Raw genomic sequence first — 20,890 nt, 5'->3', positions numbered from 1 at the left:
CCAGCACCTCCTAGTGAACACTCAGCGAGCGGACTCGGACATATGGTCCCCCGAATCCAACGGGAAGGGGATATTGCTCCATTTTCCCACACCCTCCAAGCGCAAACGATAGAAGCTTGAACTCCTCGGTCAGTCCCTCGATCTCGTTAAGGGTTTGGAAAACACTTCCCGTCACCACAGAGATCTTTACCGGTTCTGCAATCTTTCCGTTTCTGACCATGTATGCTCTACATGGAGCGAGCGTGAAGGTCGACATGCCGGAGCCGTGGTTTAGAGAATCAACGTAGACGCCTTCTTTTATACCGGAAAGAAGCTCATCAAAGGATAATTCACCAGGTGAAATAAAAGTGGTGGTCATTCTCACAATCGGTTCATACTCGAAATTCACAGCCCTGGCATTTCCCGTCAGTTCTTCGCCTAAAGCTGCCGCAGTTTCTGCACTGTGCAACCGTCCAGATAGAAGGCCCTCTCTCACCAAATAGGTTTCTTCTGCCTTTGTTCCCTCGTCATCAAAAATGACATTCCCGACACCTGGCTTATTCCCATCGTCGACAATAGACAGAATTTCGCTTCCCACTCTTCTGCCCATTTTCCATTCTTCCATCATTGTCCTGTCTCCGATCATGAAATCCGCCTCGCTCTTGTGTCCAAAACTCTCATGCGCAAAGACGCCGGCAGCTTCCGGAGAGAGAATAACCGGATAACTGCCCGAAACAACCGGTCTTGCATTTCTTATGAAATCTTCAGAGGTCTCAACAGTCTTTCTCACTTCTTCATGAAGTCCCTTTATAGAATCAAGCTCGTTACCGGCAAGATCATATCTTTCCATGAACTGCTCTTCATCTTTGGCCATCTGGAAGAGCAGTCTGAAACCTACTCGTTGGTAATCGAATTCCAGATTCGCCCCCTTGCTCGAAAAGAACCTCTTGCCAACTCTCTGATCTATATACTGACCTCTCCAGAACTTCACGAGCTCGCTCTTTTCGACATGGGGAAAGTAACTTGAAAGAATATCGTATTTCTCATTGAGAGAGGCTTTAAAAACGTTTAAGTCTCCATCGAATCTCAAGTACGACCCTTTGTTTGCCTGGAGTTTCCGTACCACTCCATGCTCTTCAATGGAGCGATTCTTCTTTGCAAGAGAAGCCAGCCTGTCAAGTTCGTCCTGAACTGAATCAAGATCTGTCGTCGCGCTGAAGTACCATCTCTCTCCATCAAACACCCTGATGAAAGCCGCCGAGTACCTCTGCTCTTTCATATTGTCTGTTCTTCCAAGTGTCACCACAATATCGCTTTTCGAAACATCCTCGATTCTGACATCCGAGTACAAAAGGTCCGGGAAACTATACATATTTCACCTCCAACGTGTCCTCCTTCGAAAAGTATACTACGAGATCTTTAGACATCAGGGCGGAGATTACCGTGGTAGGCTTTAACTAAGGAAGACATATTTCAGATCTCGTTTGACCTGGTTCTTATCCACAGTCTCTGCTAAATTGTGGCTGCGTTCGCAATTCCACAAATTTCATGTAGTATTTGACGATTCGACATCTTACGAAGCGAGGTCTTTTATTAACGTGTTAAATACGATAGGAATTATCGATGTGAACCACTACCTTTGCACAATCATGGCCCAGGACAGAGGAAATCCTATCGCTCCTCACTCCCTTGATTTTCTGGACTTCTGAAGCACTGAAATTAGAGATTCCCCTCGCAACTTCCTTTCCCTTGACTGAGCAAATACTTACTACATCACCTTCAGAGAACTCTCCAGAAACATCTTCTACGCCTACCGCCAAAAGACTTTTCCCTCGAGCAATAGCCCCTTCGGCTCCTCGATTTACTGTGATCTTTCCTCTCGGAGTTGAAAGAAAGCCAATCCACGTCTTGCGGGCGCCGGGAGATTCTATTGGGGAGAAGATTGTTCCGACATCCTTTCCCTGAACAAATTCCTCTATCTTTCGGAAATCCCTTCCATTACAAATACAACTTCTAATGCCACTTGCAGACGCGGCGCGTGCAGCCCTTATCTTTGTATCTATTCCGCCTGTACCCCAGGAATTATTCTCTATGTTCTTGAGTCTCTTCGATGGGTCAAATTCCCGAATCACTTTTCCTTCCTCATCGACGATTCCATCTATAGTTGACATGAGTATCAACAGGTTAGCCTGCCATCCGATAGCAAACATTGAAGCGAGAATGTCGTTGTCCCCGAACATGATCTCTTCGGTGGAGGTTGTGTCGTTTTCGTTCACTATAGGAACAAGACCGAGTTCAAGAAGCCCTATAAGAGTATTTCTGAGATTGAGAAATCTCTTTCTGTCTCCAAAATCGTCTCTGTTAACTAGAATCTGTGCGATTCTCTCTCCAAAGAGATCGAAAACCGTCTCATACAGCTTCATCAGCTGGACCTGCCCTGCGGCGCAAAGGGCTTGCTTCATGTAAAGATCGCCATTCGACTTTTTTCCCTCCAGATAACCAAAGCCAGCCGCTCTGGCTCCTGAAGACACTAAGACAACCTGGCTGCCTGACGATTTCAGCAAAGAGATCTCTCTCGCAAGCTCAGTCACATATTTCTTATCGATTTCTCCGTTACTCTTTACAAGCAGGTTGGAACCAGCTTTCAGGACCACTCTAGACATCACTTTCTCACCTGATTATTCCCAAGTATCGTATACTTGTAGCTTGTTAGCTCCTTAAGACCAAAAGGTCCTCTTGCGTGCAGCTTCTGTGTGCTTATGCCTATTTCACTGCCAAAACCGAATTCTCCGCCATCGGTAAACCTTGTTGAAGCGTTAACGTAAACGGCTGCGGAATCCACGTCTTTCAAGAATTTTCTGGAATTAGCGTAGTCGTTGGTCAAGATTGCTTCGGAGTGCCCCGACGAGTATTTCTCAATATGCATAATCGCTTCATCCACGTCTTTAACTACCTTTATGGCAAGCACCAGATCAAGAAACTCAGTGGCGAAATCCTCATCGGTGGCGGAAATCATCTTCCAGTATTTGGTTGATTCATCACAGCCCCTCAGCTCCACTCCTTTTTTTGAGAGAACTTCGGAGACTCTTGGAATGAACTCTGCAGCTATGTCCCTGTGAACAAGCAACGTTTCAACGGCGTTGCACGTTCCTGGTCTCTGTGTCTTCGCATTGTCAACTATTTCCACCGCTTTATTCAGATCTGCATTGTAGTCCACGAAGATGTGGCAGTTACCAGTTCCAGTCTCTATTACGGGTATTCTTGAATTGTTGACCACGAACTTTATCAGTCCCGCGCCGCCCCTGGGTATTATCAAAGATAGATATTGATTCATTTTCAGCATCTCTTGCACAGCTTCATGAGAAGTATCTTCAACGAGTTCCACCGAACTATCGGGAAGACCGGCCAAAGCTAGGGCAGTCTTAATTGCGGAAACTATTGCCTTGTTGGAGTTAATAGCATCGCTCCCTCCTTTTAGAAGGACCGAATTGCCGGATTTTATGGCGAGTATGGAAGCGTCGACGGTGACATTCGGCCTCGACTCATATATCATACCGATTGCCCCAATCGGAACTCTCTCTTTGGAAATAAGCAGCCCATCTTTCTGAACCCAAGCGCTTTCTATTTCGCCAACCGGATCAGGCAGAGAGGCAACATTCTCGCATGATTTAACCATCATAGCGATGCGTTCTTCGGAAAGAGCTAGTCTGTCAATTAGAGACTCTTTCATTCCCTTCTTTCTCGAGTTTTCAACGTCAATGGAATTGGCCCGGAGGATCTCTCCTTTCTGAGCTTCGAGTTCTCGGGAGATCAACATGATCGCTTCGTTCTTCTCATTGGTGCTCAGCAACCTGAGCTTTCTCGAAGCGGTCTTAACTCTCTCTCCCTTATTCAGAAGATCCATTATGTGTCACCTCCAGCTCGGAGTTGATCTCTTCAGCTCTCAAATAGGTGTCAAAGAGAGCCTTCATTATCGTGCCTCTCAATCCTTCTCTCTCCAAAGAATAGATTCCTTCGATCGTCGTGCCTCCGGGTGAGGTTACGAGATGACGGAACTCGCCAGGGTGATTTCCCTTCACCTTAAGCAACTCGACCGAACCCCCAAGAGTGCCGAGAATAAGCTCTCTGGCAACGTCATAAGAGAGACCCATTTTTAGGCCCACATCAATCAATGACTCAACAATCACAAACACGAATGCCGGGCCACTACCGCTTAGAGCGGTAACAGCGGAGAGGTCTTTCTCCCTGACTTCCACAATCTCACCCATTGTGCGAAGGATTCTCTCGACCTCTTTTTTCTCCCTTCCTGTAAGTGAACTCGAGCAAACGAATCCCGTGACGCCCCGTCCTATTGCGCTTGGAACGTTTGGCATAATTCGGGCAATCTTTTCCAAGCCCGTCTTCCTTGAAATCAAAGCTATCTCAATTCCAGTTATTGTGCTGATAATGATTGGAGAGGAGTTCTTACCGTTTATGACTTCCGCAAATAACTCCATACAGTCCTGAGGTTTCACCGAAATTATTACGTGGGTGCAATTCTCCAGGACTTCACCGGGAGTCTTCGCGATAACCACTCTCTCAGTTTCGCCAGAATAATTTGAAAGCCTTTCCTGATTTCTGTCCAGCAAGTACAGCTTCTCGAGACCCTCAAGCTCTCCGAGAAGCCTGTCGGCAAAGATTCCACCTATGTTTCCTACACCGATAATCCCTACTCTCATATTCCCCTCCTGAGTCATCGCTTGTGAAAGCTGACGATCCGGCAAAAATTGGCAAAGATTCTTTGCAGCTGCTCGTCAGAACCAAGCTCAATTTCCTCTGGATGAAACTGTATACCGAATCTCAACCCATCTGTAGAAGATATTCCCTGAATGAAAGTTTCATCCCCCCATGCAATCTGCCTGTAGCCATAAGGTACGTAAGGCAGACCATAATTGTGTCTCTGATAGGCGCTAACTTCACTTTCAATTCCCGAAAAAAGTTCATGTAAAGCGTCCAGTCTTATCTTTGTAACTCCCAGCTCTTTAGATACGACCAGTGACTCACCACCGATCCTGGCCAGAATCTGCATTCCCAGGCAAATACCCAGAATTGGCCCCCTAAAACTACGAACGAAGTTTCCTCCAGAAGATAGTGCTCTTCCTTCGAAGTAGTTGCTCATTGAGAAACCACCAGTTATTATCAATCCGTCACAGCTCAACTCGTCCTCAGGAAACCCGTCAAGAAAGGTTCTCCATGTCGAATACTCATACCCCGTGTTATCCAGGGCCTTTTCAACAGGGGAGATTTCTTTGTAAAAATCACTGTCGTTTTGCAGAATGCAGATCACAGAAATGCCTCCGTTGTTTTGCGCTTATTATAGCACCTGAAAAGCAGTAGACCTTATCGGAAGAGCAACAACATTTGTGGCAAAAGATCTTCAATTATGACTTTTGTTGGAAGCTCTAAAAGATCAGATTTTTTAAGATTGACTATTCAAATATATGGATAAGAACCTCTCGCTCACTTTTCGGGATCCAATATCCGCTCTTTGCAGTTTCCGGTAAGATTTTTGGGTGGAAACGTGCACGATTCAATTTCGAAACGCTGAAAGATACTTAATTGATGAAAAATCGGAACTCCATGCTTCTCCTGCCGCAGATTTTCTCAACCTGATAACGCCCCGGAATAGACGGCGTGGCTTTCTTAATCAGGCATTTCCAGTGACAGCAATGAATCTACAGCTTTCAAAGCGCTGTGGGATCTATTAGTCAAAAATCCCAAATCATCAAGGGTTTTATTTGTCAGACTTTCATGCTCTCTTCCCAAGCAGGCTGTTAAATATGGAGACCTCTCCCCCAGACTTCGTCGTTATGGTTTTGTAAGCTATCTCATGATAAGCCCTTATTCTTCTTACTGTTCTCGTGCTCGATCTCATTGCTATTGAATCAGTAATTGCTTGACTGTGAGTGAACCGGACTCCCTTAAGGAAAGAGCCATCAGTGATCCCTGTCGCACTGAAAACTACTTCTTCGCCATCTATGAGATCCTTTGTCCCGTAAACAGCGTGGAGTTCAAAAGAAGATTTTTCTACTTTTTCAATTTCGTCTTTGTCTCTTGGCCAGCACTTAACCTGAATTTCGCCTCCCATGCACTGAAGTGCGGCGGCTGCAAGAACTGCTTCAGGCGATCCTCCTATTCCCATGTAGATTTCTGTCCCTCCATCCGGAAGAGCGGTGGCGATTGCGGCAGCAATATCCCCGTCATTTATAAGCCTGATTCTGGCACCGACCGTTCTAACTGCTTCCACGAGCGGATGGTTTCTCTCTCGGTCTAGTATCGTTACTGTGAGCTCCGATACATTGACACCAAGAATGGCGGCTGCAATACGAAGGTTTTCCCGCGGGGTAGCTTCAATATCCAGATTCCCTGCAAGTTCTTTCCCGACGGCCAGTTTGTCTACATAGTAAGTTGGGAGAGGAGCGATCTTTCCGTCTTCAGTCGCAGCAATAACGCTCAACGCGTTCGATCGACCATTTGCAACTAGTCTGGTCCCGTCGACTGGATCGACAGCGATAAGAACCTCGGGATCATCTTCGTTCCACTTACCCACGTGCTCTCCCGCAGCCAACATCGGAGCCTGATCCTTTTCTCCCTCTCCGATAACGACTGTACCCTTCATGTCCAGCAGATCAAGAATTCCTCTCATGGCATCAACGGCTCTTTGATCCACAGCTTCTTTGTCACCTCGCCCCAGGAAGACACTCGAAAACAGGGCCGCCGCTTCGGTTACCCTAACCATATCCAGGGTTATCTCTGGAATCAAATCTATCACCCCCTTACAAATCATATCACCGCGATACCGTTTTTCTGCCTTACTTCTCCAAACAACCCAGTCGCTCTGAAAATGGCGAACCTCTGAAATCAATGACAGAGTCGCACAAGCCCCATTTACTTGATTCATTTTGAACAAAAGATGAGGTTAGTTTCAGAGAAAGAATTGCACAATCTTTTTTGGCTCACCCAGCGGCAGCTCGGTGGTATTATTCTTCTATGAAGATGCTTATTCTGTCCTTTGTAGCATTTACAATATGAATGATCGTTAAAAGGAGGGGTTTCTATGCGAAGATTGTTGATTGCAGTCTACTTGGTGTTCGCTCTTGCGGTTGCGTTTTCTTATACCGAGGATCTTCCTGAACAGATCTTTCTTTCCAATGGAAACATGATATCCGTTCTCGGGAAAAACATTGTCGAAGACTCTGAAATATGCGAAATAAATATTCAGATTCCTTCAATAAGCGGTTTGAAAGACAAGCCTTTTGAAGACTATCTTAACGCAACTATTGAGTCTGAGATTACGGATTATAGAACTCAGATCGAAGAAATGGCCCAGGCCGCTTACGAAGAATCGAAAACTTCCGAATGGCCATTCCGAAAATTCAGCATATATGTTTTATATGAGGCTTATCTCAGCGATGGCATTCTTAGCATCGACATGATCTTCAGCGAGTACACAGGCGGGGCCCACCCCGGTGCTTCCAGAAGAACTTATAACATCTCTGTTGACAGATGCCGCCTTGTTGCCCTTCACAGTGTTTTGGACAGTGCGGCCGCTGAAGACAGACTGAATGAACTGATAACAGGAGAGATTGGAAAGCGAGAAGACCTGTGGCCGGAATATTTCAAGGGGGTCACAACCGACCAGGGTTTCTACCTGAAGGCAGGAAGACTATGCGTATACTTCCAGCCATACGAGATAGGTCCCTGGGCAGCGGGAATGCCGGAGTTCTGCTTCTCGCTGGGCGAATTGCTGAAACAATAGGGAAGCGTTCTGGCTGCTGTAAAGCCGACCGTTCTGACTGGTGGCGTATCCGAAAGAAACTCGTTGACACTGATAACCTTTGATGGTAAAGTTTTATTGCTGGCCGAGGTGGTGGAACTGGCAGACGCGGCGGACTCAAAATCCGCTGGGGTTGAGAGCCCCGTGCGGGTTCGATTCCCGCCCTCGGCACCAGAGGAAGGCTAAGCCTTCCTCTTTTCGTTGAAAATGTGGCTCTTCGTGTCTTAATGAAATTTGGAGGTGTTCGTTTGAGATTCTTAGATTTCGAACTGGAAGAGAAGGATCTAGTCTCTGTAGCAAATGAACTCATTCAGCGAACACAATCGGGAGTTAGATCACACGTCCTTACTATAAACGCTTTGATTGCTTACGAATACATGCACAACGAGGAGTATTGCAGGGCTCTACACAAAGTGAATTACGTCGTTCCTGACGGAAGCGGTGTACTGAAAGCAATTAAGCTAATTTCCAAAAGGAACCTTGAAAGAGTTCCGGGCATCGATTTGATGCTTAAGCTCTGTGAACTCTCCGCTGAAAAGGGATTGAGCATATTTCTTCTGGGATCTAAAGAGACTGTTGTAACAAAGACAACCGAAAAACTAAAACAAAGATTTCCACTAATTGACATTGTCGGGTATCACAGTGGCTTCTTCACGCAAGAAGAAAATGATACAATCGTTTCGGAAATAAACGCTTCATCTGCAGATATTTTGTTTGTCGGGATGGGTGTCCCAAGACAGGAACTTTGGATTGCAGAGAATGCTGAGAAACTCCAGGCAAAGATATTGATGGGCGTAGGCGGATCTTTCGACGTCGTTTCTGGCAATCTTAAGAGGGCTCCTTTATGGATGCAACGAGCCGGCCTTGAATGGCTTTACAGAGTGGTTCGAGAACCTGGAAAGCGGCTCAAAATTATTCCCAAGCTCTTTAGTTTCGAGACTTACGTTATCAGATCTTATTTAGAATCAAGAAGAGGTGGTTCCAGATGATCGTAACTAACGTTTTGGCATTCACAAATGATCTAAAGAACCCTCTTGTGGATGATGCTTTGGTTAGATTTGAGGACGGGGAAATCACTTTCGTTGGCCCAAGAAGAGAATACAGCATCCAGGAAGATGAAGAGATAGTCGATGGCGAAAAAGGCATTCTGTTGCCCTCATTTTTCAATGCTCATTACAGCATCTATTCCAGCATTTCTCCATACCCAGTCAGAGTCCTGAAAGGCGAGAGAACTGAGATCGATTTTTTCGGTGGCTTGCTTAATTCGGGAAGGAAAGAGGTGAATTCCGAACTGGTTCGACTTTCGGCTGAGTTAGCCGTAATGAAGGCAATTAGAAGCGGTTCAGTCGCCATGAGCGGTCCGGTTGTTGATCATCCCGATGTGGATCCGGAGCTATATAGGGAGATTGCTGCGAAGTACGGTGTCTATCTTGCGGTCGGGCCGGTTCTGACTGAAGACACGCTGGACGAGATCGGTGGTCGTTGGGAAAACGTTACCAGAGACGCCTCGTTCTGTCCGATGCTTTATGTTAGCAATCTTGCAACCTTTGAAGAGGAAGCTATTCAAAAGCTACGAGGTCTTTATGAGAAGGGGATGAATCTGAATCTGCTCATCTTCGACATGAAGCGGGAGAATGAAGTGTGCCTCTTCAGGTGGGGAGAAAGCCTTGTAGAGAGGCTTATGAAGAATGGAATATTGATCCCCGAATGTGGTGTTGTCTACGGCGGGAACCTCAGTGAGACAGATATGGACATAATCTCTTCTCGAAGGATTTTCGTCACAAAGTCTTTGAGATCGGAAATGTATGCCGGGACCTTTCAGCCGAATATCTCAGATTTGCTAGGTCGAGGTATGCAGGTCTGCCTCGGCACGGGATTTCTCGGGGCGGACATCCTCGGGGAAGCAAAAGAGATAATTCTCACTGAACGTTGCCATAGGGGTTTTGACAATTCAATTATCGACTACGAGATAAGGAAGACGCTATTTGACAATAATTACAAACTCTTTCAGAGGTTTTTTGGGAAACATTCTGGAGTACTCAAAGAGGGTTACTCAGCAGATCTTGTTCTGGCGAAATCATCGCTTGATCTGGAGAAATTCGATATGAATTTGCCGATAACCCTTCAGCTGGTTCTCAAGTCCTCTTTCGATACATCGTTTGAGAAAGTCTGGAATTCCGGAGAGCTGATCTTTGACAAGGGAGTGCCTCAACGGATCTCGAAGAAGGAGCTTAGGGAAATATCGAAGCAGCTTAGAAGCCTGGAACTGTGATTTCTCCCGATTTTTTGTAGACATCTATAGCATGTCTTATTGCTGAGGCTCGTTTCTCACCGATTCCGTCGACATCTTTGAGCTCGTCTTCGCTGCTTTCAAGGAGATTCGAAAATGTGCCAAACTCCTTGCCCAAATTGATGGCGACCTGCAAAGGAATTCTGGGAATGTGTCTGGCAAAACGAATACCCCTCGACCGGATGAAGTATTCAACGGCTTGAGAAGCGGTATTTATATCGTAACCCAGATTTCTCAGTATCACTCCGAAACTGCTTATCTCCTTCTCTCCGAGACTCCTCATCTTGTCGAAGACTTCCTCCAGGCTATCTTGATCCAGTAACTCTTCGTGGAAGTCCAGGATTAAACTCTCGATCTCCTCGTTAACATTGACGAGGATCTCCGCAAGCTGCATTGAAGGAAACCTTCCGTGGTTGCCCAGCTCGGCTATCGTGAATTCCGCTTCCTCACAGATAAGAGCAACCATGAGTCCTTTCTGGATTGTCTTCACAACGTCGTAAAGAGTAAGAGACCCGGTCCGTTCCATGAACTCTATACCCTGTAAAGCCTCGATGAATGCCTCTTTGTACTTCTCGGCCGTTCTTATCGTCTGAGTGATCTTAGAAGTGAGAGTCTCCACATTGTTCAGAGTGTAGGCGAAGTCCCCTAGAAAGATTGTCATCGTATTTCTTCTCTTTGAAATTGCAACAAGCATCCTACCTGTTTCTTTAGCCATCCTCTCTGCAGCCCGGTGTCTCATCCCAGTCTGATTTGTAGGAATCGTGTGATCGGGTATCAACTGGACGTTTGCGCCAACGATTGTAGTAAGGTCGTCATCGACGACAATGGCCCCGTCCATCTTTGCCAGTTCATAGAGTTTGTTCGGATTGAACTGACAGTTTAGAAGGAATCCTATCTGCATTAAATGACTGTATTTCTTGTAGTCGTCAACAAAAAACAGCAATCCGCCGACGTTGGCATCTTGAATATCATCAAGAGCGTGACGGAGGGGCGTTCCCGGGGCAATTTTCTTGATTTTTTCTATCAGTTCACTCCTTTCCACTCTTCATACCTCCGATGAATTTTAAGAGTTGCTTTACATCTTTTATACCATTTCTTCCTTCCGGTGCAACTATCCTCATGAAGGATGATTTTTTCGCCCTCTCGATTCTTTTCTCCATAGAAGAAACTGAGCGCACGGTTCCGTCAAGACCTATCTCACCGAAGAAAGCTACACCTTCGGGTATTGAAGTATCTGTATAAGATGAAATCAGAGCCGCTGCGATCGCCAGATCGACGCCAGTATCTTCTATCTGCAGTCCTCCCGCAACGTTCATATAGAGATCTAGGCTGTCAAGAGGAATTCCCGCTCTTTTTGTCAGCACCGCGGTCACAAGAAGAAGCCTTTCAAGAGGTATCCCCGAGGCGAGTCTCCTTGGTGTACCATAAACGGGTTTTGAAACTAATGCCTGCACCTCTATCAACATAGCTCGAGAACCCTCATAGATTGCCGAAACGACATTTCCGGGGGCGCTAATGTAGTCCTCAACAAACAGACTGCTGATGTCGGGAACTTCTTTGAGGCCCTCTGAAGTCATTTCGAAGACGGCAATTTCGTCTGAAGGTCCAAATCTGTTCTTAATGGTTCTCAAGAATCTGAAGCCGGTTTTACTAGATTCGAAGTACAAAACCGTATCTACAACATGCTCCACAAGTTTTGGGCCGGCGATTTGACCTCCCTTTGTAATGTGTGACACAATCAGGACAGGAATGTCAGAGGATTTTGCAAGAGAAACCAACATGTTAGCGCACTCCCTGACCTGCACTACAGAACCAGGCAAAGAAGGTACAGAAGACATCTTTATTGTCTGCAGCGAGTCGACGACGATCATGCCGTACTTTTCAATGGCCAAAGATCCCAGGAAGTCTATCTCGGTAGCCGATACTACTTCTATCTGCTCCTTCCTTTGGATTTTGAGCCTCTCCGCTCTCAATCTTAGCTGACGTGCAGATTCCTCTGCCGATATATACAGGACGGGCCTTTCTCCGGCGATCAGCGCCGAGAGCTGGAGCATGAGTGTCGATTTGCCTATACCAGGTTCTCCGCTGATCAGAACCGCGCTTCCCGGAACGACTCCACCTCCAAGTGATCTATTGAGTTCTTCAATTTTCGTGTCAATTCGAGATGATTCGGTCGTGTCAACTTGCGAAAGCGGTCTTACTTCTATATCTGCAAAAGAAATGTTTTCGTCCTTGTCTCCTTCGCTAACAAACGATATGGCAGTGTTCCACTCATGGCATGAAGGGCAACGACCAAACCAAGCGGGCGATTCATAGCCGCACACATCGCAGACATAGCTTCTTTTCTTCTTCATCTAGAACGACTCCGTAATATACGGAGATACACCTCCGTTAGTATTTTAAAAAAGGGGGCCACTTGTGCCCCCCGAAACCTCGCCAATCAATGAATCTAGGTGATGGCCTTCACTTCAGTCTTCTCATCTTTTTTCTTCTTGAAGATCAGAACCCTATTGTCAACTTCGGCCGTAATCAGATCACCGTCCTGAAATCTCCCTCTAAGCAGTTCTTCGGAAAGAGGGTCTTCAACATACTTCTGTATGGCTCTTTTTAGAGGCCGGGCACCGTACACGGGATTGAATCCTTCTTCAACGAGGAACTCCTGGGCGGCCTCTGAGAGTATCAGCTTCAGATGCTTCTCATTCAGTCTCTTTCTCATGTCGTTCATGAGAATATCGATGATCGTCTTTATTTGATCCTTCGTGAGCTGATGGAAAACCACAACTTCATCGAGCCTGTTCAGAAATTCCGGCCTGAAAGTACGTTTTACCTCCTCTAGAACGGAGGTCTTCATCGCTTCGTATTCTTTTTCTTCATGACTCGACTCTACAAATCCGATTGATGACTTTGTCTTGTTTATGAACTCCCCGCCCAGGTTGCTTGTCATTATGACTATGGTGTTTCTGAAGTCTACCTGTCTCCCCTGGGAATCGGTGAGCCGTCCGTCGTCCATTATCTGAAGCAAAATATTGAAGATATCAGGATGAGCCTTTTCAATCTCATCGAACAGGATTACTGAAAACGGTCTCTTCCTGATTCTCTCAGTCAACGTACCGCCTTCATCGTAACCGACATAACCTGGTGGAGCTCCAATTAATCTGGAGACCGAGAATCTCTCCATGTATTCCGACATATCAAATCTCACGAGGGCCTTATCGTCGCCAAAGAGATATTCCGCAAGGGCCTTCGCCAACTCGGTCTTTCCGACCCCCGTCGGTCCGAGGAACAAAAAGGTACCAATCGGTCTACGGGGATCCTTTAGCCCGCTTCTTGCGCGCCTTATCGACTTGGCAACTGCGGAGATGGCCTCATCTTGAGATACAATTCTCTCATGAAGAGCGTTCTCAAGAGTAAGCAGCTTTTCGCTGTCAGTTTCCTCGAGCTTCCTAAGCGGAATTCCGGTCCAGTTGGAAACTATTTCGGCAACTTCGTCATCATCGAGCGTGACGATCTCAGAGTCCACTCTGTTCCTCCAATCGTTGTACCCATCTCTATACTTTTGCTGTATTAAACGCTCCTTTTCTTTGAGTTGAGCGGCCTTTTCATACTCCTGATCGGCTGCAGCAGTTTCTCTCTTGATTTTGAGAGACTCAATGTCACCCTGCATTTTCTTAAGCTCATCTGGTATAGTGAGCTTCTTCAACCGGGCTCTGGAGCCGGCCTCATCAATGATATCTATGGCCTTGTCCGGCAGGAATCTATCAGACACATATCTGTGCGATAGAGTCACCGCTGCCTCTAAGCCCTTTTCCGTATAGTGCACTTTGTGGTGGAGCTCATATTTATGTCTAATCCCTTTCAGAATCTCCACAGACTCTTCTGGAGTAGGTTCAGTCACATATATCTTTTGAAATCTTCTCTCCAGTGCGGCATCCTTTTCTATGTACTTTCTGTATTCATCGGGAGTGGTTGAACCTATGCACCTTATTTCTCCGCTCGCAAGAGCCGGTTTCAGAATATTAGCAGCATCTACCGCACCTTCTGCAGAGCCTGCTCCAACAATCGTGTGTACCTCATCGATAAAGAGAATTATGTTTCCATTTGTCTTGACCACGTGAATCAGTTTCTTCAGTCTCTTCTCAAATTCACCTCTATACTTAGTTCCGGCTATGAGAGAAGCAACGTCAAGAGCGAATATTACCTTATTCTTAAGCGTTTCAGGAACCTCTTCATCTACGATCATCTGCGCCAGGCCTTCAACAATAGCGGTCTTCCCAACTCCGGGCTCACCGATCAAGACAGGGTTGTTCTTCTTTCTCCTTGACAGAACCTCCATCAATCTCTGCCTTTCAATCTCCCTGCCAACTATCGGATCAAGTTTACCCGCCTTTGCCATGGCAGTGAGATCGATGCCAAAACCTTCAAGTTGCTTAATGGCGGGGCCCATTGTAGAGCTCGGTTGAACAAAAACATTCTCGGGCTGTTCTCCACCTTCTTCCCAGTCCCCTGTTATGTTCTCAATGATCTCCCTTCTCAGCTGAGATAAGTTGACTCCCATCTGTTTCAATATGTGGGCAGCTATGCCCTCTCCTTCGCGAACGATTCCGAGCATTATGTGTTCTACATCAATCTTGTCTTGCCCCAGCATCTTAGATTCATCATTTGCGAGCTCAATGACTCTACGTGCTCTGGGAGTCATTTGCGGGGCACCTACTACAGATTGATGAACGTTTGTCCCAACCATCGAAGTGACTTCTCTGGAGATTCTCTCGTATGTAATCGAGTAGTTTCTCAGAATCCTAGTTGTTAGCTCATTTTCTACTTTAATGATCGCCAGAAGGAGGTGTTCAGTTCCAACATAAGGGTGGCCGAGACTTCTCGCCTCGTCCTGGGCTGTCACGAAGACCTGCGCAGCACCTTCAGAAAACTTGTCGAAGTACATTTCAGTCACCTCCCATTTTGATTTTTCTTATGAAACAAAACCCGCAACGACTTCCTGATATCAGTTTGAACTTTCTCTTCAGATTGTTTTCCATCTATCCGAACAAACCTCTCACGATTCTCTACCATCAGTTTCTCATATCCTTCTCTCACTCTTTCGAAGAAATCAAAATTCTCCATCTCTATTTTATCATTTTTCTTTTCTTTTCTCATCCGAGAAATAGCTACATCGGTCGGTACATCAATGTAAAAGGTAATATCGGGAACGGTTCCCCCTACCGCAAATGCGTTCATAGCTTGAACTATCTCTCTGCCCAGTCGTCTACCCACTCCCTGATAGGCAACCGATGAATCCATGAATCTATCAGCAATCACCGTTTTGCCTTTCTCAAGCTCGGGCCTTATGACCTCCCTAACTATCTGCGCACGTGCCGCCATAAAGAGTAGAAGCTCAGACTCAGAGAACAAATGATACTCCTTATGGAGAAGTATGTCCCTTATCTCTTCACCGGCCTTTGTTCCTCCGGGTTCCCTGACAATTATGAATTCTACATCTAATTGACTCAAATACTCCGCTAAAAGTTTTATCTGAGTCGTCTTACCGCATCCATCAATTCCTTCTACACTGATGAACATAACTTCACCTCATCCTTATGGGTGGTTCTACAACGATTTCAGAAGATGAACTCTTTCTCCCACTCACTAATACCAACTGTGCCTGTCCTTCCATTGACCCATGTGCGAAACGCATTTTATGGATTCCAAGCTTAAAATCCTCAAGCAGGCGGACCCACTTCGTTAGATCCCTCGGATGGAGTAAAAAGAAAAAAGCTCCTCTATTTTTGAGCAACTTACTTGTTGCGGAGGCGAAGACCATAGCCAGTTCAGGGTCGATTCTCCTCGCCCTATTTCTTTTGCCATCGGGACTCTCTACACCGGAATGAAGAAAATGAGGAGGATTCGAGACTACCATATCGAACACCTCTCCCCTGTTGTTTGCCGCATAATCGTCTATGTCGCAGTTCACAAATCTTGTGAGATTTTCAACTCCGTTCAGTGAAGCATTCTTTGTCGCAACAGCGTGCAATTCTCTATCAACTTCGACTCCCGTCACTTCAAGTCCGAAGTTTTTGGCCAAATATATGGAAATCACGCCACTGCCTGCACCCAGTTCAAGCGCTCTTCTCGAACCTTTGGGGGGTTCGACGAACCAGGATAGCAAAACCGTCCCATGATTTATGCGCGCGTGTCTAGAAGAGAAATCGAATTCAAAAGCCTCTAGAACGTAAGGATCAAAATCGCGAAACTTCTTTCCCATTTCAAAATACCTTTATTGCCGACTTCTCATCCGAAACAATCTCGATCGATCCTTCGAAATCCTTCTGCAGACTCAGCCTTGAAAGGTCTCTGAGCTCTATCTTGACATCTCCGGTCAAATTGGGTTCTTCGATATGGATAGATGATGCACCGGAAACGGAGATTTCAGTTTCTATCAAGGCACCTCTTGTCTGCAACAGATGAGATGTCTTTCGAACAAACAAACCTTCAGCTTCGAAAAGCGATTCATACGCTTCAAGTCTCGAATCTACTATCTCGAGAGAATGGAATCGTAAAGAGCTTCTAGAAAGCAAAACCCTACCCAAACCACTCAGAACCAGACTGCTTCCCGAAAAATCGCTTTGATGAACCAGCAGCTCTCTAACGTTCTCGATCTCCATATCTCCGCTGAACTGGCTGTTGTATATTTGAACCGTTCTGGCTCCGCTAATCTTCAGGTCTCCTGACAGCGTGCAATCCTCAAACACCGCAACGGCAGCATTTTCAATCGATACAGTGGAATTATTGAAATCAACGCTCCTGGCAATAAGAACTCCGTTATTTGTTACTTCAATTGTTCCCGAGGAACCGCCGGGATTCACTTTTATTCTATCCTTCCAGCCTTCCAGATCAAGAACACCGCTAACTAGAAGAGTGTTTCCTCGGGGAATCGTCAGAGACGTGCCCGATTCAACTCTCATGACAGTGTTTTCTCGAACGACGATGTTTCCGTAAAATCTGTAGGAATTGCCGCCGACTAGCAGCGCATCCATTCCGAGAAAAGACGATATAAACTCCGTGCTAAATCTCCTAAACAGACTTTCCTTTGCAAAAACCGGAACTGAAGGCAGCAGTTTCTCATTATCAGAGTCCACAACAATTCGGTAAAGATCGCCTTTTTCAGAAATGCTGTCCTTTGCGATTATTGATGACTCCTCTTCCGAACTGTGGGTAGACAGAGTTATCCATTCGCCATCAATGTATCTCTGAAGTTCAACCATGCCCTTTGGCGTCGTCCATCTTGCGTTCCTAATAGTGCCTTCCTCGATGTACAGTTCAGGAATTTCAACCGAGGTCTTTCGGACTGTTTTCAGCTCCCTCTTTAACTCGGTCACGTTTCCCGATGAATCGGCGACCCGAACAACAAGTGTATTTATACCCTCGGGAAGGGGTATCTCAGGAATCAACCTGTTTCCATCAAAAAGCAGAAGAATGTTACTCTCCTCAAGGAAGGCCTTTATAGAAAGATCGTTTGTTCTATCCCAGTCATCGACGACAGTAATATCGACTGCGCCATTCGTAAAAGGAAGCACAGAAGTAAGCTCTACTTCGGGGGCAAAATCCTCCGAAAGCTTGAGATCAAGAATTGAGGGGTCGGATCTTAGATTGCCAGCCACCGAAAAGGCCTGAATAACATAGTGGGCATCCCGATCAACGGGAAATGAGAATGTTCCTTGGGTCGAGCTGTGCAAGACGTTGTTGACAAGAATGCGATAGTCAGTGACCGAATCGGAACTATCGCTTCGAAGAGACAGTTTGAGCTCACCTTGAGAAAGGCTCCAAGTGAGATCAGGTGCATCGGGAGGATTCAGATTTATAATTACTTCTTTGGAAACCGGGGTGCTTAAGAATCTCTTTCCATCGACCAAAGTGACAAAAATCGTGTGGCTCCCCGCCTCCTTCAGATCTAAAGAAATCTCTGTTCCTTTGATTCTAATTCCATCACTTCCGTCGACTGGAGGGCGATCCAAAGTGATAAGGAATTCCGGAAGACTTAACCCGTCTTCGGAAATCTCCAGCCTCAAATTACAGGTTGAACCTTCGCAGTCAATCTGCTTTATCGAGACCGCGTAATTTGTGCTGTTACTACAAGAAATCAACATGAGAAGCATAGCGAAAATCAAGACTCTCCAGGCAATCCTCTTAATCTCTTTCACTCTCCCATCTAAAGAAGAATAACATATCTTGATCAAACTGACTCTCTGGCATTGTTCGGAGAGTCAAAAAAAGATAAAATGAAGATCATTGGACATCGTCAACTGGGAGGTGCTCAAAGTGAAAGTCATTGCGGTTTTTGCAAGTACGTTGAATGGAAAGATCTCATTATCAGAAGACGATAAGACAGAGTGGACATCGAGAGAAGACAAAAGGTACTTCAAATCCCTGACCTCAAGTGTCGGCATAGTGATAATGGGGAGGAAGACCCACGAAGCTATCGGGAGGGCCCTTCCTGACAGGCTCAACATCGTATTGACGAGAAATCCAGACTATTATAGACCATCCGAAAACCTCATCTTCACATCCTCAACCCCAAAAGAACTTCTCGAAGATTTGGAGAAAAAGGGGCACGATGAGGTGTGCTTGATTGGCGGCGCCGAGACTTTCGATCACTTTGCGGATTTGGGCCTGGTCAATGAACTCCACATTACTTTTGAACCGATCATAAGAACGGGCATCGCCGGGTTGGGAGAAACTATGGAACGCGACCTAGATCTCAGCCTAAAGGAGTTTCGAAAACTCGGGGAAGCAATTCTAACCGTATACGAAGTCAAATAATTGGAGCGGGCGACGGGACTCGAACCCGCGACCCTCAGCTTGGGAAGCTGATGCTCTACCAACTGAGCTACACCCGCATTCATGGAGATTCTATCACCCCGAGGAAACGCTTGTCAATCGGAAACGCTTGTCAATCTGGACTTACGAATTAGCCGAGCACCGAATTCAAGTCGTGTTCAGCTCTTCAAGAGAGTTCTCAACCAGATCTCTAGCAGAAGGTAAATCGACGGTCGAAATCAGACCAACTGCGCCAAATATGTAATTTCTGTCCCGGAATAATCTTACACTGGATTTAGGCAACAACTCTTTTTCGTGTTTCGCGGAGAGAGTCCGTACGATCTTCATAATCTTCGAAGAGAATTTCGATCTACTAAGGATTCCTCCGGTGCCGATCACCGATTTCACGGCGGTCAGATCCTTCCCATAAGCAACTTCGGTTCTACCAGTCGGACCATAGAGCTGTTTTATGGTTCCTGCGTGTCTTCGGATAGAGGTCTCGAAACAGTATGCGGCCAATCTCAAGGAGAAAGCCTCATCACGATCATTCTTTGGATAAGGAGTTAGGTTTCGAAGGATGTTCTCAAGGTCGGGAAACTCTTTCCCCAGTTCATCTCTTCCGATTTGCTCTATTACATGACTGGCGTTTACATAGATTCCAAGATCACCTTCAACCGTTCTCTTTGATCTTGGCTCGGGAGCCAGCAAGATCGACGCTATTTCGGGATCTCCGTCTGTAACGGAATCGACATCGGTGGTTGCTCCCCCGATATCTACCACAATAACGTCGTCATTGACTTGGGAAAAGAGTTCCGTCGCCAGCATGACGGCCGCGGGAGTCGGTATTATCGGTTTGTCAATGACTGAATAGACCTTTTCCATCCCGGGGCCATTGACGATATTTTTGGAGAAGACTTCACGAATCACTTGTCTCGTTGGTTCGACGTTTAGCTCGTCTATTCGCGGATAAACATTGTCGACAATATGGACGTCTCTCCCGTTTGTCGAGATTATTTCTAGAACGTCATCGGCAGCAGCAACATTCCCAGCGAATATTATTGGAATATTCTGATCGAGATCTCTAAGAATCTCGGCGTTATGTACCACAGTCTCTTTTTCTCCGTAATCGACCCCACCTGCAAGAAGTATAAGCTTTGGATTGGCTGCCTCAATCTTCTTTAGATCTCTCTCACTCAATTTGCCGGCTGTTACCAGCTTTATCACTCCGCCAGCTCCCAGGGCAGCTTCTCTTGCCGCCTTTACGGTCATGTCGTACACCAGTCCATGAACCGTCATTCTCAAACCGCCGGCCGCGCTTGAGGAAGCCAGGAAGACACTCCATTCGAGGTTGTCGCAGCCCAGAGATCTCTTCAGGTTTCTCAAAGCATTGTCAATGCCGATTGTGACATCGTTCTCATTTACGGTCGTATAGGACTCACCCTGTCCCACAAATCTCATCGATCCAGAAGCGTCACATGAAAAAGCAGAGAGCACCGTAGTGGTGCTCCCGATTTCTGCAGTCAAGAACTCGACTTTCATCTACTCTCCAAAAGCTCCCTGACAATCTTGTTGACGAGTTTCCCATCCACTCTCCCCTTCAATCTAACCATCAGTTCTCTCATAACCTTTCCCAGATCGGAGGGGTTGTTTGCCTTCAAATCCTCGATTGTCTTTAGTGCTACTGCTCTTATTTCATCAGGACTCATTTCTTCGGGAAGATAACTCTTAAGTATTTCGAGCTCTTCGGATTCACTTTGTACTAAATCGTCTCTTTCAGCCTTTCTGTACGCTTCGATGGACTCTTCACGTTTTTTCGCCTCTTTTCTTACAAGGCCAATCACAATCTCATCCGTTAGCTCACCCGATCTAGCTTCTTCAGAAGAGGCAAGATACATCTTTACCGACGAGATCACGCTTCTCAGTGTATTGGTCTTGAGAGAGTCTCTTGCCTTCATTGCTTCTTTCATATCCTGCTGAATGCGATCATAAAGAGTCAT

At 46.1% G+C, this 20,890-nt stretch carries 18 protein-coding genes and 2 tRNA genes; 5 read left to right on the top strand and 15 right to left on the bottom strand.

All coding sequences use genetic code 11. The features are described from left to right. Positions 1-10 precede the first annotated feature (10 nt). From THEBA_RS00320 to glpX, 6 genes are all read right to left on the bottom strand, one after another. Entirely contained in the window at positions 11-1,351 is a 1,341-nt protein-coding gene (locus tag THEBA_RS00320) for a TldD/PmbA family protein (RefSeq protein ID WP_014729970.1), read from the bottom strand. 229 nt (positions 1,352-1,580) lie between these two features. Then, on the bottom strand, positions 1,581-2,642 hold the full coding sequence (gene proB / locus THEBA_RS00315) for a glutamate 5-kinase (protein ID WP_014729969.1): 1,062 nt from the start codon (positions 2,640-2,642) through the stop codon (positions 1,581-1,583). Further along, on the bottom strand, positions 2,642-3,883 hold the full coding sequence (locus THEBA_RS00310; RefSeq protein ID WP_014729968.1) for a glutamate-5-semialdehyde dehydrogenase: 1,242 nt from the start codon (positions 3,881-3,883) through the stop codon (positions 2,642-2,644). The genes proB and THEBA_RS00310 overlap by 1 nt, the downstream gene beginning before the upstream one ends. Beyond that, a complete protein-coding gene (proC, locus tag THEBA_RS00305) occupies positions 3,867-4,697 on the bottom strand; it encodes a pyrroline-5-carboxylate reductase (protein WP_014729967.1) in 831 nt (276 codons plus the stop codon). The genes THEBA_RS00310 and proC overlap by 17 nt, the downstream gene beginning before the upstream one ends. A 14-nt stretch (positions 4,698-4,711) precedes the next feature. Then, positions 4,712-5,305 (bottom strand): type 1 glutamine amidotransferase, encoded by a 594-nt coding sequence (locus tag THEBA_RS00300; protein ID WP_006487474.1) that lies wholly within the window; start codon positions 5,303-5,305, stop codon positions 4,712-4,714. Between the two features lie 462 nt (positions 5,306-5,767). Beyond that, complete coding sequence (gene glpX, locus THEBA_RS00295; protein ID WP_006487473.1) at positions 5,768-6,781, bottom strand: class II fructose-bisphosphatase; 1,014 nt, start codon at positions 6,779-6,781, stop codon at positions 5,768-5,770. A gap of 294 nt (positions 6,782-7,075) precedes the next feature. Here glpX and THEBA_RS00290 point away from each other — a divergent pair, with 294 nt between their 5' ends. The 4 genes from THEBA_RS00290 to THEBA_RS00275 all read left to right on the top strand — a co-directional run bounded on the left by THEBA_RS00290 (position 7,076) and on the right by THEBA_RS00275 (position 10,067). Then, on the top strand, positions 7,076-7,777 hold the full coding sequence (locus THEBA_RS00290) for a DUF3298 and DUF4163 domain-containing protein (protein WP_014729966.1): 702 nt from the start codon (positions 7,076-7,078) through the stop codon (positions 7,775-7,777). Positions 7,778-7,879: 102 nt separating this feature from the next. After that, positions 7,880-7,969: transfer RNA gene (locus THEBA_RS00285), tRNA-Leu, on the top strand. Between the two features lie 74 nt (positions 7,970-8,043). Continuing rightward, positions 8,044-8,784 carry a WecB/TagA/CpsF family glycosyltransferase gene (locus THEBA_RS00280; RefSeq protein ID WP_014729965.1) on the top strand — a complete coding sequence of 247 codons (741 nt, stop codon included), beginning with the start codon at positions 8,044-8,046 and terminating at the stop codon, positions 8,782-8,784. Then, positions 8,781-10,067, top strand: a complete 1,287-nt coding sequence (locus tag THEBA_RS00275; protein ID WP_006487469.1) for an amidohydrolase family protein — start codon at positions 8,781-8,783, stop codon at positions 10,065-10,067. The genes THEBA_RS00280 and THEBA_RS00275 overlap by 4 nt, the downstream gene beginning before the upstream one ends. Here the strand turns inward: THEBA_RS00275 and disA are convergent. From disA to THEBA_RS00245, 6 genes are all read right to left on the bottom strand, one after another. Then, entirely contained in the window at positions 10,048-11,127 is a 1,080-nt protein-coding gene (gene disA / locus THEBA_RS00270) for a DNA integrity scanning diadenylate cyclase DisA (RefSeq protein WP_014729964.1), read from the bottom strand. The two genes, THEBA_RS00275 and disA, sit on opposite strands and share 20 nt — an antisense overlap. Then, the gene (gene radA, locus THEBA_RS00265) at positions 11,114-12,439 is read right to left on the bottom strand and encodes a DNA repair protein RadA (protein ID WP_014729963.1); all 1,326 of its coding nucleotides are present in this window, start codon (positions 12,437-12,439) and stop codon (positions 11,114-11,116) included. The genes disA and radA overlap by 14 nt, the downstream gene beginning before the upstream one ends. A gap of 95 nt (positions 12,440-12,534) precedes the next feature. Then, entirely contained in the window at positions 12,535-15,024 is a 2,490-nt protein-coding gene (locus tag THEBA_RS00260; RefSeq protein ID WP_014729962.1) for an ATP-dependent Clp protease ATP-binding subunit, read from the bottom strand. 5 nt (positions 15,025-15,029) lie between these two features. Further along, complete coding sequence (gene tmk / locus THEBA_RS00255) at positions 15,030-15,659, bottom strand: dTMP kinase (RefSeq protein ID WP_006487464.1); 630 nt, start codon at positions 15,657-15,659, stop codon at positions 15,030-15,032. A gap of 4 nt (positions 15,660-15,663) precedes the next feature. Then, entirely contained in the window at positions 15,664-16,341 is a 678-nt protein-coding gene (locus THEBA_RS00250; protein ID WP_006487463.1) for a tRNA1(Val) (adenine(37)-N6)-methyltransferase, read from the bottom strand. 1 nt (position 16,342) lies between these two features. Further along, positions 16,343-18,313, bottom strand: a complete 1,971-nt coding sequence (locus THEBA_RS00245) for a hypothetical protein (RefSeq protein ID WP_014729961.1) — start codon at positions 18,311-18,313, stop codon at positions 16,343-16,345. Positions 18,314-18,395: 82 nt separating this feature from the next. On the opposite strand from THEBA_RS00245, the gene THEBA_RS00240 reads away from it, so the two are divergent. Next, positions 18,396-18,896 (top strand): dihydrofolate reductase family protein, encoded by a 501-nt coding sequence (locus THEBA_RS00240; RefSeq protein WP_014729960.1) that lies wholly within the window; start codon positions 18,396-18,398, stop codon positions 18,894-18,896. A 1-nt stretch (position 18,897) separates the two neighbouring features. Here THEBA_RS00240 and THEBA_RS00235 read toward each other — a convergent pair. The 3 genes from THEBA_RS00235 to THEBA_RS00225 all read right to left on the bottom strand — a co-directional run bounded on the left by THEBA_RS00235 (position 18,898) and on the right by THEBA_RS00225 (position 20,890). Beyond that, positions 18,898-18,973 (bottom strand) — tRNA-Gly (locus THEBA_RS00235). A gap of 88 nt (positions 18,974-19,061) precedes the next feature. Further along, entirely contained in the window at positions 19,062-20,432 is a 1,371-nt protein-coding gene (locus THEBA_RS00230; protein ID WP_014729959.1) for a GlmL-related ornithine degradation protein, read from the bottom strand. Continuing rightward, a complete protein-coding gene (locus tag THEBA_RS00225) occupies positions 20,429-20,890 on the bottom strand; it encodes a GatB/YqeY domain-containing protein (protein WP_014729958.1) in 462 nt (153 codons plus the stop codon). The genes THEBA_RS00230 and THEBA_RS00225 overlap by 4 nt, the downstream gene beginning before the upstream one ends.

Origin of the sequence: Mesotoga prima MesG1.Ag.4.2 (genome assembly GCF_000147715.2) — a bacterium.
GTDB lineage: Bacteria > Thermotogota > Thermotogae > Petrotogales > Kosmotogaceae > Mesotoga > Mesotoga prima.
This window is presented reverse-complemented; position numbering and strand designations above follow the sequence as displayed.

What these genes read in the sequence shown, in the direction of transcription:
- THEBA_RS00275 (WP_006487469.1), top strand. Translation starts at nt 8,781, where the DNA reads ATGATCGTAACTAACGTTTTGGCATTCACAAATGATCTAAAGAACCCT.
- THEBA_RS00250 (WP_006487463.1), bottom strand. Translation starts at nt 16,341, where the DNA reads ATGGGAAAGAAGTTTCGCGATTTTGATCCTTACGTTCTAGAGGCTTTT.
- THEBA_RS00230 (WP_014729959.1), bottom strand. Translation starts at nt 20,432, where the DNA reads ATGAAAGTCGAGTTCTTGACTGCAGAAATCGGGAGCACCACTACGGTG.
- THEBA_RS00320 (WP_014729970.1), bottom strand. Translation starts at nt 1,351, where the DNA reads ATGTATAGTTTCCCGGACCTTTTGTACTCGGATGTCAGAATCGAGGAT.
- THEBA_RS00260 (WP_014729962.1), bottom strand. Translation starts at nt 15,024, where the DNA reads ATGTACTTCGACAAGTTTTCTGAAGGTGCTGCGCAGGTCTTCGTGACA.
- tmk (WP_006487464.1), bottom strand. Translation starts at nt 15,659, where the DNA reads ATGTTCATCAGTGTAGAAGGAATTGATGGATGCGGTAAGACGACTCAG.
- proC (WP_014729967.1), bottom strand. Translation starts at nt 4,697, where the DNA reads ATGAGAGTAGGGATTATCGGTGTAGGAAACATAGGTGGAATCTTTGCC.
- proB (WP_014729969.1), bottom strand. Translation starts at nt 2,642, where the DNA reads ATGTCTAGAGTGGTCCTGAAAGCTGGTTCCAACCTGCTTGTAAAGAGT.
- THEBA_RS00310 (WP_014729968.1), bottom strand. Translation starts at nt 3,883, where the DNA reads ATGGATCTTCTGAATAAGGGAGAGAGAGTTAAGACCGCTTCGAGAAAG.
- THEBA_RS00290 (WP_014729966.1), top strand. Translation starts at nt 7,076, where the DNA reads ATGCGAAGATTGTTGATTGCAGTCTACTTGGTGTTCGCTCTTGCGGTT.
- THEBA_RS00225 (WP_014729958.1), bottom strand. Translation starts at nt 20,890, where the DNA reads ATGACTCTTTATGATCGCATTCAGCAGGATATGAAAGAAGCAATGAAG.
- radA (WP_014729963.1), bottom strand. Translation starts at nt 12,439, where the DNA reads ATGAAGAAGAAAAGAAGCTATGTCTGCGATGTGTGCGGCTATGAATCG.